This window comes from Candidatus Methylomirabilis sp. (assembly GCA_036000645.1).
Classification (GTDB): domain Bacteria; phylum Methylomirabilota; class Methylomirabilia; order Methylomirabilales; family JACPAU01; genus JACPAU01.
In genome coordinates, this window is the sequence record DASYVA010000222.1 from 1 (window position 1) to 12,087 (window position 12,087).

The 12,087-nt window shown below is 72.0% G+C and carries 14 protein-coding genes; 6 read left to right on the forward strand and 8 right to left on the reverse strand.

Features of this window, described 5'->3' with window-relative positions; translation table 11 throughout:
- The 3 genes from VGT06_12765 to tolQ form a co-directional block, all read right to left on the reverse strand.
- Window positions 1-513: hypothetical protein (locus tag VGT06_12765; GenBank protein HEV8663992.1), on the reverse strand; the 513-nt coding region annotated here is incomplete at its 3' end.
- 11 nt (window positions 514-524) lie between these two features.
- Window positions 525-950: an ExbD/TolR family protein gene (locus tag VGT06_12770; protein HEV8663993.1), complete on the reverse strand. Its 426-nt coding sequence runs from the start codon at window positions 948-950 to the stop codon at window positions 525-527.
- Window positions 951-957: 7 nt separating this feature from the next.
- Entirely contained in the window at window positions 958-1,656 is a 699-nt protein-coding gene (gene tolQ / locus VGT06_12775) for a protein TolQ (GenBank protein HEV8663994.1), read from the reverse strand.
- A 166-nt stretch (window positions 1,657-1,822) separates the two neighbouring features.
- Here tolQ and VGT06_12780 point away from each other — a divergent pair, with 166 nt between their 5' ends.
- Genes VGT06_12780 through VGT06_12795 form a run of 4 tightly spaced genes read left to right on the forward strand, consistent with a single transcriptional unit; the run spans window position 1,823 to window position 6,238 of the window.
- Complete coding sequence (locus VGT06_12780) at window positions 1,823-2,272, forward strand: hypothetical protein (GenBank protein HEV8663995.1); 450 nt, start codon at window positions 1,823-1,825, stop codon at window positions 2,270-2,272.
- Window positions 2,269-3,921 carry a bacillithiol biosynthesis cysteine-adding enzyme BshC gene (gene bshC / locus VGT06_12785; GenBank protein ID HEV8663996.1) on the forward strand — a complete coding sequence of 551 codons (1,653 nt, stop codon included), beginning with the start codon at window positions 2,269-2,271 and terminating at the stop codon, window positions 3,919-3,921. Before VGT06_12780 ends, bshC begins: the two co-directional genes overlap by 4 nt.
- The gene (bshA, locus tag VGT06_12790; protein HEV8663997.1) at window positions 3,921-5,078 is read left to right on the forward strand and encodes an N-acetyl-alpha-D-glucosaminyl L-malate synthase BshA; all 1,158 of its coding nucleotides are present in this window, start codon (window positions 3,921-3,923) and stop codon (window positions 5,076-5,078) included. The genes bshC and bshA overlap by 1 nt, the downstream gene beginning before the upstream one ends.
- The gene (locus VGT06_12795; protein HEV8663998.1) at window positions 5,075-6,238 is read left to right on the forward strand and encodes a M20 family metallopeptidase; all 1,164 of its coding nucleotides are present in this window, start codon (window positions 5,075-5,077) and stop codon (window positions 6,236-6,238) included. Before bshA ends, VGT06_12795 begins: the two co-directional genes overlap by 4 nt.
- Window positions 6,239-6,277: 39 nt before the next feature.
- Here the strand turns inward: VGT06_12795 and VGT06_12800 are convergent, their stop codons facing one another.
- The 5 genes from VGT06_12800 to VGT06_12820 all read right to left on the reverse strand — a co-directional run bounded on the left by VGT06_12800 (window position 6,278) and on the right by VGT06_12820 (window position 10,772).
- A complete protein-coding gene (locus tag VGT06_12800; protein ID HEV8663999.1) occupies window positions 6,278-6,892 on the reverse strand; it encodes a DUF2569 domain-containing protein in 615 nt (204 codons plus the stop codon).
- A 35-nt stretch (window positions 6,893-6,927) separates the two neighbouring features.
- Complete coding sequence (locus VGT06_12805; protein HEV8664000.1) at window positions 6,928-7,707, reverse strand: hypothetical protein; 780 nt, start codon at window positions 7,705-7,707, stop codon at window positions 6,928-6,930.
- A 440-nt stretch (window positions 7,708-8,147) separates the two neighbouring features.
- Window positions 8,148-8,336: a DUF6726 family protein gene (locus VGT06_12810; protein ID HEV8664001.1), complete on the reverse strand. Its 189-nt coding sequence runs from the start codon at window positions 8,334-8,336 to the stop codon at window positions 8,148-8,150.
- A gap of 545 nt (window positions 8,337-8,881) precedes the next feature.
- On the reverse strand, window positions 8,882-10,066 hold the full coding sequence (locus VGT06_12815) for an iron-containing alcohol dehydrogenase (protein HEV8664002.1): 1,185 nt from the start codon (window positions 10,064-10,066) through the stop codon (window positions 8,882-8,884).
- A gap of 7 nt (window positions 10,067-10,073) precedes the next feature.
- Window positions 10,074-10,772: an HAD family hydrolase gene (locus VGT06_12820; protein HEV8664003.1), complete on the reverse strand. Its 699-nt coding sequence runs from the start codon at window positions 10,770-10,772 to the stop codon at window positions 10,074-10,076.
- A gap of 145 nt (window positions 10,773-10,917) precedes the next feature.
- Here VGT06_12820 and VGT06_12825 point away from each other — a divergent pair, with 145 nt between their 5' ends.
- Both VGT06_12825 and VGT06_12830 read left to right on the forward strand, forming a co-directional pair.
- Window positions 10,918-11,499, forward strand: a complete 582-nt coding sequence (locus tag VGT06_12825) for a sigma-70 family RNA polymerase sigma factor (GenBank protein ID HEV8664004.1) — start codon at window positions 10,918-10,920, stop codon at window positions 11,497-11,499.
- Window position 11,500: 1 nt separating this feature from the next.
- Window positions 11,501-12,087, forward strand: a 587-nt coding sequence (locus tag VGT06_12830) for a zf-HC2 domain-containing protein (GenBank protein HEV8664005.1), incomplete at its 3' end; no start/stop codon positions are given.

Consider the following 12,087-nt stretch of genomic DNA (forward strand, 5'->3'; position numbering starts at 1 on the left):
CCGCACCCGCTCACTGAGAATGGCGGTGTAGGTGGCGGCTGCGGGATCTTGCGAGCCCGCGGTCGCCTCCACGTCGGTCCCGTTGGCCGCAGCAGCGGGGGCCCCGGCTGCCGGCGCCGCGAACGGCGTCGGCACGACCGCCTGCGGCGCGGGCACCGGCGGAGCCGGGGAGGCCGGCCGAGGCGGGGCCGGCTGGGCCGCCACGCTCGGGGGCGGGGCCTCCCGCCGCGGCCGGCTGCGCCCCGGGAGCGTCAACTCCTCCTCGGGGGCCGGCGGGGGCGGGGCGGCCGCCCGCGGCGCCGCCGGGGCCGGGGCCGGCTGGGCCTCACGCGCGGCCGGCGGGGCCGGAGCTGCCTGCTGCGGCAGTGTCACGAGGTTCACGGTGTAGATGACCGGGAGCTGCCGCACGGGACCCGTTCCCCACATCGGCGCCCCCATCGCCGCCGCCAGCACGACCGCGTGCAGGAGGAGCGAGAGGGTCAGGTTCAGGCTCTGCTCGCGAGAGAGGGTCACCGTCCCCGCCCTCACGAGGGCGGGAGGGGCTCGGTCACCATCCCGAGCCGGTCAATCCCCGCCTTCTTTACGATGTCCATCACCCTCACCACGGATCCGTAGGCGGCCCGCTCGTCGGCCCGGAGGAAGACCGCGGCCTTCGGGTCGCGCTGGCGGAGGCCTGCGAGGAGCCGCTCCAGGCGGGGCAGCGTGATGGCCTGCTCGCCGACGAAGACCGTCCCGTCCCTCGTCACGCTCAGGACCAGGCGCTGCTCCGGCTGCACCGTCCGGGTCTCGGTCCGCGGGACGCGGACGTCGATGCCCCGGAAGAGCATCGGGGCCGTCACCAGGAAGATCACCAGGAGCACCAGCATCACGTCCACGAAGGGGGTGACGTTGATCTCCGACAGGGCGGGGCCCAGCCGCCGCTCCGAGTCCGGGAACAGGGGCATCGCCATGGTCGCCTCAACGCCCCCGGGCCGCGACCCGCTCGGCCAGGGAGAGGAATTCGAGGGTGAACAGGTCGAGCCGCGTCCCGAGGCCTTTGATCCGGTTCAGCAGGTGGTTGTACCCGATGACGGCCGGGACGGCGGCGAAGAGTCCGAGCGCCGTGGCGACGAGGGCCTCGGCGATGCCCGGCGCCACCGCCCCCAGGTTCGCCGATCCGGCTGCCGCAATCCCGGCAAAAGCATCCATGATGCCCCACACCGTCCCGAAGAGCCCGATGAAGGGGGTAACGCTCCCCGTGGTGGCCAGGAAGATCATCGAGCGCTCCAGGTCGGAGAGTTCTTTCAGGCTGGCGTGGCGCAGGATCCGCTGGAGCCCCTGGAGGAGGTCGCCCTGCGGGGGGCGCTCCGCCCCCGCCGTCGCCGGTCCATCCGGGACAGGGTTGCCCTTCAGGTGGTAGCTCAGCTCCCGAAAGCCCTCACGGAAGAGCGCGGCGACCGGACTGCCGGGGTGCTTGCGGGCCTCCTCGTAGGTGGCGGAGAGGTTCTTCGATTCCCGGAATGCCTTCAGGAAGGAGTCCGATTCCGCCTCGGCTCGCCGGAAGGCGCGCGCCTTGGCGATGATGATCGTCCAGGAGGCCACCGAGAAGGCCAGCAGGACCAGCAGGACCCCTTTCGCGACCGGCCCCGCCTGGGTAACAAGATGCCAAATATTCATCCAGTCCTTTCCACCAATGAATTTATAGAGGGATGTATAGCATGGTGCGTGCAGAGCGTCAAGGCAAAGTGCCCTGCGGCGGGGGGCCGCTACCTTGACAAGGGTTGGACCCCCTGCTATCCAGGGGAGACTGCCGCCCCCCATGCGGCCCGCCGGGAGAATCCTCATGCAGAAACCGGACCACCAGGACGCCGAACTCCTCCTCCGCCTCTACGAACTCCGGCGGGAGGAACGCATGCGGCAGGCCCGCCACTGGTTTCTCCACGAGTACCAGCCGGTCCCGTGGGAGCAGATGAAAGGGACGTACATGAAGGGGACCCCGGAGGACGCTTCCCTCCGGATGGTCACCTCCTACTGGGATATGGTCGGTGCGCTCGTGAACAACGGCGTCCTGCACGCCGCTCTTTTCTTCGAGACCACCGGCGAAGACATCCTGGTCTGGAACAAGGTCCGGGGCTGGGTCGAGGGGATCCGGAAGGAGAACCGCCAGACCTATCTCCGGAACCTGGAGCTCCTGGCCACCCGGCACCTGGAGTGGCGCCAGCGGCACGCGACGAGCCTCCCCCACGAACAGGCGAAGGTCCCCCTGCGCGGGGTTTCGGGACCGGACTCGTGAAGGCCCCTCGCCTGGAGCCGATCCCCTACGGGGCCCTGCGGCGCCTCCCCCCCCTCTTTGGCGACCTGATGGCGGGCCGGCCGGTCGCGGGCGACCTGCTCCCGCCCCTCCCCCGCGAGCCGGCGGCGCTCCGCCCGCACCTCGAGATCCTCCTGCGCCGGGTGCTCCCGCGGTCCGACGTCGCCGGGGTGCTCGAGGCACAGAACAGCGCCCTCGGAGCAGATCCTGCGGCCCTCGCCGGCATCGCGGCCCTCCGGAAGCCAGGGAGCGTGGCGATCCTGACGGGGCAGCAGGTCGGGCTTTTCGGCGGCCCGCTGTACACCTGGTACAAGGCGCTGACCGCCGTGACGGTGGCCCGGCAATGGGGGAACACCCTGGGGGTCCCGTGCGTCCCGTGCTTCTGGCTCGCCTCGGAGGACGACGACTTCGCCGAGGTGGACCACGCCCTGCTCCTCGCGCGGCGGGGCGGCCCCGTCCGGGTCCAGTACCAGCCCGAGGGGGGGTTCGCCGGCACCCTCCCCGCCACCTGTCGTCTCACCGCCGCCATCAGGCCGGTCCTGGCAGCCGCGGCGGAGGTCCTCGCCGCGGAGCCCGCGGGCGGGGAGGTGGCGGCTCTCCTCACCGCCTGCTACGCGCCGGGGGGGACGCTCGCCGGCGGCTTCAGTTGCCTTCTCGCCCGCCTCCTCAGTCCCCTGGGGCTGGTCCTGGTGGACCCGGCGGACCCCGCTCTCAAGCGGCTGTCGGCCCCGGTCTTCGCCCGCGAACTGGAGACGGCCCCTTCCGCCTCCCGGGCCATCCTCGCCCACACCCAGGCCCTGGCGGCCGCGGGGTACCCCCCGCAAGCCCGGGCCTTCGAGGATGGCGTGAACCTGTTCCTCTTGGAGGAGGGACGGCGGCTCCCCCTCGTCGTCCGCGGGGAGGAGCTGGTGGTGCGCGGGACCGACCGGACCTTTCCGCGCCGCCGCCTGGCGGCGGTCCTCGCGGAGGCGCCGGAGCGCTTCAGCCCGAATGTCTTCCTCCGTCCACTGCTGCAGGACAGCCTCCTCCCCACGCTCGCCGAGGTGGCCGGACCGGCGGAGACGGCGTACCTCACCCAGCTCCGCCCGGCCTATGCCCTCTTCGACCTGCCCGTGACGCCGCTCCTGCCCCGCGCCAGCCTCACCCTCATCCCCCGCTGGGCGGCGCGCCTGCTCACGCGCCACGGGCTCGCCCCGCTCGACCTGCAGGAGGAGCGGGGTGCCCTCGTCACCCGCGCCCTCCGCCGTCGCCTCCCGCCCGGGACCGAGGACCGGCTCACCGCGCTGCGGGCCGAGATCGCGGACGCCTTCGGGCGCCTGCGGGGCGTCGCAGAGGCCGTGGACGCGACGCTCACCCCGGTGGTGGGCTCGGCCGAGGGCTACGTGCGGAAGCAACTGGAGGCGGTGGAGCGGAAGCTCCTCCAGGCCGTCAAGCGGCGCCACCAGGAGGTGGAGGAGCAGATCGCCCGCCTCCAGGATGGCCTCGTGCCCGGCGGGGTGCTGCAAGAGCGCGCGCTCTCCCTCCCCTCCTTCCTGGCCCAGGAGGGATGGGAGTTCCTGCCGCACCTGGCCGCGGCCCTGCCGGGGCCGGGGTTCAGCCACCAGCTCTGCTGGCTCGACGGAGACGAATGATGCGCATCGGGATCACCTGCTACCCCACCTACGGCGGCTCGGGCGTGGTTGCCACGGAGCTCGGGGTGGAGCTGGCCCGGCGCGGGCACGAGATCCATTTCATTTCCTATGCGCTGCCGTTCCGGCTCCAGCAGTACGACCAGCACGTCTTCTTCCACGAGGTGGAGGTCATCACCTACCCGCTCTTCGACCACCCACCCTATACGATTGCCCTGGCGGCCAAGATGGCCGACGTGGCCCAGCAGGTGGGACTGGACGTGCTGCACGTCCACTACGCCATCCCGCACGCGGTCTCGGCCCGCCTGGCGACCGAGATGCTGGGGCCGCAGGCACCGGCCGTGGTGACGACCCTGCACGGGACCGACATCACCCTGGTGGGCCGGGACCCCTCCCTCTTCTCCATCACCCGTTTCGCCATCGAGCGGAGCGATGGCGTGACCTGCGTTTCGCGGTACCTGGCAGAGCGGACCCGGGAGCTGTTCGGGGTCACGCGCCCCCTCGCCGTCATCCCGAACTTCGTGGACACCAAGCGGTTCGCCCAACGGGAGGAAGGCTCGCCCCGGGCCTTCTTCGCCCCCCGCGGGGAACGGGTGCTGGTGCACCTCAGCAACTTCCGGCCCCTGAAGCGGGTCCCCGACGTCCTCCGGGTCTTCGCAGCCGTGCGCCGCCGGCTGCCGGCCAAGCTCCTCCTGGTCGGGGATGGGGTGGAGCGTCCCGCGGCGGCCTCGCTCGCCCAGGAGCTGGATGTGGCCGGCGATGTCCTGTTCCTCAGCCGGCAGGAGGACGTGCCCCGCCTCCTCTCCGCCGGCGACCTCTTCCTGCTTCCGAGCGAGGAGGAGTCCTTCGGGTTGGCCGCGCTCGAAGCCCAGTCCTGCGGCGTCCCGGTCATCGCCAGCCGGGTGGGGGGCCTCCCGGAGGTGATCGCCGACGGGGAGACCGGATACCTCTTGCCGGTAGGAGCGGTCCAGGCGATGGCCGAGGCGGCCCTCCACCTCCTGCAGCACCCCGACCAGCACCGGAAGATGGGGGAGGCGGCCCGCCGCAGGGTCCTGGCCCACTTCGACGCCAGCCTCATCGTCCCCCGGTACGAGGCATTCTACGCCGCGGTCCTGGCGGAGCGCCGCGGCCCTCGCCCGCCGGGGCCCCCGCCCGCATGACCGACCTCGCCCGCTACTGCGACCCCGAGGAAGTCACGCGCCTCACCCGGCAGATGGTCCGGATCAACACGGTGAACCCCCCCGGGAATGAGGCCGCGCTCGCCCGGACCCTCCAGGCCTGGGCCGAGGAACGGGGGGTGGAAGCCACGCTGCACCCCCTGGCCCCCGAGCGGGCCAACCTCCTCGTCCGCCTCCCGGGGATTGGCGGGGCGGCTCCGCTCCTTTACAACGGCCACCTGGACACGGTTCCGATCGGGGAGCAGGCGTGGCGCCACGACCCCTTCGAGGGAGGCGTGGAGGGGGACCGCCTGTACGGGCGGGGCGCCACCGACATGAAGGGGGCGATCGCCGCGATGCTGGGTGCCGCGGCCGCGCTCAAGCGGGCGGGGGTGCGCCTCCGGGGCGACCTCCTCGTGGCCTGCACGGCCGGGGAGGAGGTGGACTCGGTGGGGGCGAAGGCCCTCGCGGCCGCCGGCACGGTGAGCCCGTCCGCGCTCCTCGTCGGCGAGCCGACCGATCTCGCCATCGCGGTCGCCGAGAAGGGGGCCCTCTGGCTCGAGGTCACGACCGCCGGGCGGATGGCCCACGGGTCGGCCCCCCAGGAGGGGCTGAACGCCATCCTCCCCATGGCTCGCCTCGTGGCCGCGCTCGGCCGGGAGCCGCCGGCTGGGGGGGAGCACCCGCTGCTGGGACGGGCCACGCTGAACGTGGCCACGATCCGCGGCGGCATCAAGACCAACGTCGTCCCCGACCGCTGCGTCCTCACGCTGGACATCCGGACCCTCCCGGGACAGGACCACGGGGCCATCGCGGACGCCGTGCGGGTGCGTCTGGCCGACACGTTGCGGGCGGAACCCGGGACGACGGGAGCGGTGCGGGTCGTGAACGACATGCCGGCCGTCCAGACGCCGCCGGCCGACCGGTTCGTCACGTGCGTGCGGGAGGTGGCGGCCAGCCTCCTCGGGGAGACCCGACCGCCGGGGGGCGTTCCCTATTACACCGACGGGGCCGTCCTCGCGCCGACCTTCCAGGCCCCCCTCGTCATCTGCGGGCCCGGGGAGCCTTCCCAGCTCCACCAGACCGACGAGTGGATCCGGCTCCGGCGCCTGGGGGAGGCCACACGCCTCTACGCGGAGGTCGCGGCGGCCTGGCTCGGGTGAAGTCTCGCGGCGGGAATCACCACAGGGGCACCCCTGTGGTCAGCGGACAAATGTTCTCTTCACGCGCTTGGACACCACGAAATAGGGGACCCAGATGACACCTGCGATGAGCGCTCTGGCGAGCTCCATCGTCGCCTCCGGATCCTTTTGACTCGCCACGGAAGGCAGGAGATCGGCAACGAAGTAGTCCGCGGCAACCAGGAGGAAATTCACGAGGAGGAAGGCAATCATCAGGCGGGGTAGGAGCTTCCGTTTTTGAAAGAATAAGACCGCCACCAGCACCGAAAATCCGAGGAGAGCCGTATTACCGCCGATCTCGAACATCAGCACGGGTGCCCAGAGCGGGTGATAGGCTGTCGTTCCCGGCGTGGTGAGCACCGACCATCCCCCGGAGAGAAAGAGCGGCAGGAAATCCCTCCCCATGATGACGAGGAGGCGGATGGGGTTGAGAACCAATCCGATCGCCAGCAGGACCAGCCACCCACCAATCTTCTCGTACGCCCCCTTCGCCCCTTCGACCCTCGAATCCGGGCGGGAGCCGGGAGGCTGGGGTAGCCCGCCGAGGGCCCGGCCGCAGGATTTGCACGTCGGGCCGGGCATCTGCATCAATCCGCAGGCGGGACATCTCGTGCCGGCGGGCATTGCGGCGTCCACCTCGATTCTTTCCGCCGTCGCTGCGACGCGGGGGTCTAGAAGCGGAGGGTGATGCTGGCGAAGGGACCGTGGAGGAAGAGGTCGAGCGAGTCGTCCCCGTCCTCCCCTTCCAGGTCAATCACCCGGTAGCCGCCCGTGATCTCGACGAAGGGGAAGGGGGAGATGGTGATGGAGGCCTCCCCGTCCAGGTAGTGGCCGGTGCTCCCCGCGTACACGCCGACCAGCTCTGCCCCCACGCTGACGACCCGGGTGATCGTGGGGTAGGTCCGGAAGGCCAGGCCCACGACGGGGACGGGCACGCGGAAGTCCACCTTCTCGTCCTGGCCGCCCGTGTCGTCCCGAAGGCGCGCCTCCCCATCGAAGTAGTGCACCTCGAAGAGGATCCCCATGTAGCCGAGGGGGGTCTTGAAGAAGTCGAACTGGTATCCGGCCCGGAGGATCTTCACGTCCAGGTCGGTGAGGACTCGGGTGGTCGCGGTGAAGGTCTCGCCCTGAAAGGTGATGTTCTGGGTGAGGGTCCGATCGCCGTCGAACGAGAGGGGCAGGTAGCCGATCCGGAATTTGTGCCGGCCGAGGAGAGTCAGGCCCGCCCGGGCCTCGTAGGCGTTCTGCTCCTCCTCCACGCCGAGATCAGTCACCGGGTCCACGGTTGTCCCGGGGAAGCCGGGGGCGGAGGCGACGATCACCGACTCCAGGATGGGGCGCCAGTACCGGGCCTCGCCCCAGACCTCGACGAAGGGCAGCGCAGCCGCCGGGGAGACCGGGGCAAAAAGGAACAACCCTATAACCAGAAGACCACACCACCTCAGGCGCATCCCGTCTCCTCCGGGCCTCCCGACCACGGTCGGTCGCCGCGCGGCACCCTGGGGCTGCAGGGGGCCGAGCCGTCCGAAAGCTTGCCCGAACTGCCCTCCAGGGCCGGAGAGCAAGGGGCGTACCAACTCGCTCTCCGCCGCGCCGCCGGACATGGCTAGGCAGGTTGGCCCCTCCGAAATAGCAAGGCCACTGGGACCCCAGTGGCCTTGCCTTGCTAGCTCCTCAAACTCCAGGTTTACCCAGCGGGATCACGTTCTTGCTTAGACCGCGGCTCTTCTCCCGCCGGGACCTCCGGCTAGGGACTCGCCGCCTCGGGATGGGGCTAGAGGATCGCTCCCGCGACCACCAAGGCGATCAGGGCGCGAGCGAATTCGGCCTCGCCCAAGGCACCGCTGCCGCGGACCGGGGGAGGCGGCCCCCGAAGGGGGCAGGCCGGGGACTAGAAGGGCAGCTTGTCCACCTTCTCGGCCGCTTCGTCCACCACGTCATGGGCCGTGTCTCCGGCGACCGGGACGATGGAGGCCACCGCGCCGACCACGCGCATCGGGACCGTGATCACCTTCGTCAGGACGCACCCCGTGCTGCCGACAAGCGCAAGCCCCAACAGGATCCATCTTCCGATTTTCATCTTGACCTCCAATGTGAAACGGTCGGCGGACGAGACTCGGCGCGCCGTCCGCCTTCCTGGTCTCGCAGCGCGCCTTGCCCCTCAGGAGATCGTCAGCGTCGCCGTCGCGCTCGACGGCGTCCGTGCCCCCGTCGCTCTCCGGGCACAGCCCGGCTCCAACTGGAGAGCCACGCAGTGTGCCCTTCCAAGCACGCAAAAAGGATGCCAGGTGATACTCTCCCGGACCCCCCACCTGTGCCGCGGATCCCACTGAAGGTCCTCCCGCGGGGCGTAGGATGGCAACCCGATGAACCCCGGAATTGACGACCGGGAAAAGCCGGAGAAAATTCTCAGCAGAAGATGTGAACCGTATTGAAGAGGGAGCATCGGGCCGCGGTGGGCCGATCGAGAGAGGGGGACACGAAGCGCATCGTGGTTCTGACGACGGGGGGGACCATTGTCGCGCGGGCGGTGGCGGGGCGGGGGGCGACCTCGCACCACAGCGGGGCCGGCCTGCTCCGGGGGGCCACCGAGGAGGAGTTCCCGGCGCTGCCCCGCGGTCGCTTTCAGCGCGACGCGCGGCGGGCCTTTCGACGCGGGGGCGGCCCGGTGGACTCCGGAGAGGGCGGCGGTGCGGCGGCCGGCTTGCCACCGAGCGTCTCCGCCTCCTCTAGGGCGCGCAGGATGTCGGCCTCGGTGACCGGCCGCGGCAAGTGATGGACGCCGCTCTTCGGGCGCAGGAGGAGGCGGGCCAATGCCGCCCGACCCGCCGGCGGCAGCTCCCGGTCCACGAGCCCGGCCAGCGTGAGAGGGAGGCCGAGGTCCCGGAGAAATCCGGCCAGCGCGGCCGCCTCCTCCCGTTCCCCCAGCAGGCAGCGCTGAAAGAGGAGCCCGAAGCCGACTGTCTCCCCGTGCAGCGCACTGATCCGTTCCCCGGTGAGGGTGAGGGAGACGGCGAGGGCGTGAGCGGCGGCCGAACGGAGCCGGTGCCCGCCCAGGACCGAGCAGAGCCCGGCCCCCAGGATGTTGGCGTCCACGACGGTCTTGAGGCGCGCCGTCGCCTCCTTCTTCCGGCAGTCCTCCACGGCCCTGCTCCCCTGCTCCCACAGGTCCGCGTGGACGCGCCGGGCCACCTCGAGCGCGGTCCGCTCCGCGAAGCTGAGCGCCGCCCCCTCCTGCAACCGTCCCTCCTCCCACTTCGCCAGGGCGTCCGCGATCCCCGAGGCGAGGAGGCGGGGCGGCGCCTCCGCGATGATCCGGTAGTCGACCAGACAGCAGACCGGCGGGGTGACCGGCCGGGTCTCCACGTAGCGCCCGCCGACATAGAGGATCGAGCACGCCGAGGCCGCCGCGCAGGTGGCGGCGCTCGTCGGGAGCATCAGGGCGGGCCGGCCCGCGCGGTCGGCGACCGCCTTGGCGTAGTCGAGCGCCTTCCCCCCGCCCATCCCGATGAGGACGGCCCCCTCGAGCGCCCCCCACCGGGTCGCAGCCCCCTGGATCGCCTCGGGCGAGGTCTCCCCCGGGAAGAGCTGCTCCCGGACCCGGAGGCCGGCCCGCCGGAGCGCCCCTCCCACCTGTGGTCCCACCAGGTCCATGACCAGGCGGTCGGCGATGACGATGGCCTGGCTCCCGAGCGGGCGGGCCACCTCCCCGACACGGTCCAGAACCCCCTCCCCGGCCAGGTAGCGCCCGGGGGAGAGGGGCAGGTCGTGCCCTCCCTGCGGCTCGAAGACCGCTTCCCTGCTCCTCACCGTCCCCTCACGGAGCCGCCCGGGCCAGCATGAAGTCACGGACCTCCAGGAGGTCACGGGCCCGCGGGCAGTCCCGCTCCCCCCACGCCCCGACGGGATCTAGGAGAATACCGGTCATCCCGGCCCGGCGGGCTCCGAGGACGTCGATGGAATACAGATCGCCCACGAAGGCCGCCTCGGCGGCCGCCACGCCAGCCCGGGTCAGGGCGAGGCGGAAGATCTGAGGGTCCGGCTTCTCGACCCCGACCAGGTGCGAGTCCAGAACGAAGTCCACGGCATCGAGCAGGCCCGCGCCCCGCAGGCTCCGCGCCGCCGTGCCGTCCGAGTTGGAAATGACGCCCACGGACAGGCCGCGGCTGCGGAGCTCGTGGAGGACGACCCGGGCATCCGGGTCGGGCTCCCCCCAGAGCGGCTCCTCCCGGCCGAGGGCCCGGAGCCGCTCCACGAGACGGGGCCCCCGCCCGTCCCACAGGACACCGAGCTCCTCCAGGATGAGGCGGAGGTAGGCCTGCATGACATCCACCCCCTCCGTCGTCCCCTGACCGGCCACGATGGGGTCGAGCCGCACCCGCGCGCGATGCTCGGCGGCCCGGATGGCCTCGACGCGACGGTCGAGCCCCTCGGCGGCGAAGGCCGCCGCCATCCGGTCGAAGCGCAGGTGAACCAGCGTGTTCCCGACATCAAAGAAGGCGGCGCGTAGCGGCATGGCCCCCATTATAGCGGCCGGCCTCCCCCCTGCCAACCTCTCGCCACCGCCGGACGCGATCCCGCCTTGTCGCCCCCGCGACCGGATGCTACAATGCGCCGGAATTTCCGGGCCCGCGGGCCCGTCCAACGGTATGGAACCCCATGTGCCTGAGGCGCCGGGCGATGCCGCCCTTGTGGACCGAGCCCGGGCCGGCGAGGGCGCTGCCTTCGAGGCCCTGGTCAAGCGCCACCAGGCGGCGGCGTTCGCCCTCGCCTATCAGATGGTCCGCCACCGGGAGGACGCCCAGGACGTCGCCCAGGAGGCATTCGTCCGGGTCTTCCGAGGGCTCCGGGGCTTCCAGGGGCAGGCCGCGTTCAAGACCTGGCTCCACCGGATCGTGGTGAACCTGGCCCTGGACGCGCTCCGGCGGCGGAGTCGGCGGCCGGCGGCAGCGTACGACGATACCCGGGAGCCGGGAGACGAGGCGCGGGAGGAGGTCGGCGCCCACCCGGACGAGGACCCGGACCGGGCCCTGCAGGCCCGCGAGGCGGGAGAGGCGATCCGGATGGCGCTCGAGGAGCTACCGGCACCCCAACGGGCGGCGCTCCTCCTGAGGGAGGTGGAGGGGCTCTCCTACCAGCAGATCGCGGAGGTGCTCGAGTGCGCGGTGGGGACGGTCATGTCCCGCCTCCACTACGCCAGACGGCGCTTGCGGGAGCGGCTGCGGCCGTTCCTCGAGGAGTGAGATGGTTCCGGAGCTGAGGGAGGGGGAGCCCCACGTGGCCGGGGAGCGCCTGGGGGCGTTCGTCGACAGCGAGCTGCAGCCGGATCAGGCCGAGGCCGTCCGGCGTCACCTGGCCACCTGCCCGGCCTGCCGGACCGAGGCCGACGTCCTGGCGCGGGCCGGAGCGCTCCTGCGCCAGGCGATAGCCGCCGAGCCTGCCCCCGACCCGGAGGCCACCTGGCAGGCGGTCCGGAGGCGCCTCCAGGCCGAAGCGCCGGCTGCGGAGCGGGTGCCGTCTCGCCGCCGCCTCGCCGCCCTGGCCTGGCTCGGCTGGCCCCGGACCGTTGCGTGGACCGCGGCGGCCGTGGCCCTGGCCACGGGGCTCGCCCTCCTGCAGACGCGCGACTGGCTCGCGCCGCCTCCCGAGCCGACGGCGCTTCCTCCCCTCTCGCTGGCGGGTGGGCCGCCCGCAGTCGTGGAAGCCCTGGAGGGAGGGGGGGGAGCCACCGTCATGCTCTACGCCCCGCCCGAGAGCCCCGTCCCCATCATCTGGGTATTCGAGCCTGAGCCGATGGAGGCGCCCGATGCTCCACCCGACGCCGGCACCAC

What these genes read in the sequence shown, in the direction of transcription:
- VGT06_12810 (HEV8664001.1), bottom strand. Translation starts at nt 8,336, where the DNA reads ATGAAAATCGGAAGATGGATCCTGTTGGGGCTTGCGCTTGTCGGCAGC.
- VGT06_12795 (HEV8663998.1), top strand. Translation starts at nt 5,075, where the DNA reads ATGACCGACCTCGCCCGCTACTGCGACCCCGAGGAAGTCACGCGCCTC.
- VGT06_12805 (HEV8664000.1), bottom strand. Translation starts at nt 7,707, where the DNA reads ATGCGCCTGAGGTGGTGTGGTCTTCTGGTTATAGGGTTGTTCCTTTTT.
- VGT06_12780 (HEV8663995.1), top strand. Translation starts at nt 1,823, where the DNA reads ATGCAGAAACCGGACCACCAGGACGCCGAACTCCTCCTCCGCCTCTAC.
- bshA (HEV8663997.1), top strand. Translation starts at nt 3,921, where the DNA reads ATGCGCATCGGGATCACCTGCTACCCCACCTACGGCGGCTCGGGCGTG.
- tolQ (HEV8663994.1), bottom strand. Translation starts at nt 1,656, where the DNA reads ATGAATATTTGGCATCTTGTTACCCAGGCGGGGCCGGTCGCGAAAGGG.
- VGT06_12820 (HEV8664003.1), bottom strand. Translation starts at nt 10,772, where the DNA reads ATGCCGCTACGCGCCGCCTTCTTTGATGTCGGGAACACGCTGGTTCAC.
- VGT06_12770 (HEV8663993.1), bottom strand. Translation starts at nt 950, where the DNA reads ATGGCGATGCCCCTGTTCCCGGACTCGGAGCGGCGGCTGGGCCCCGCC.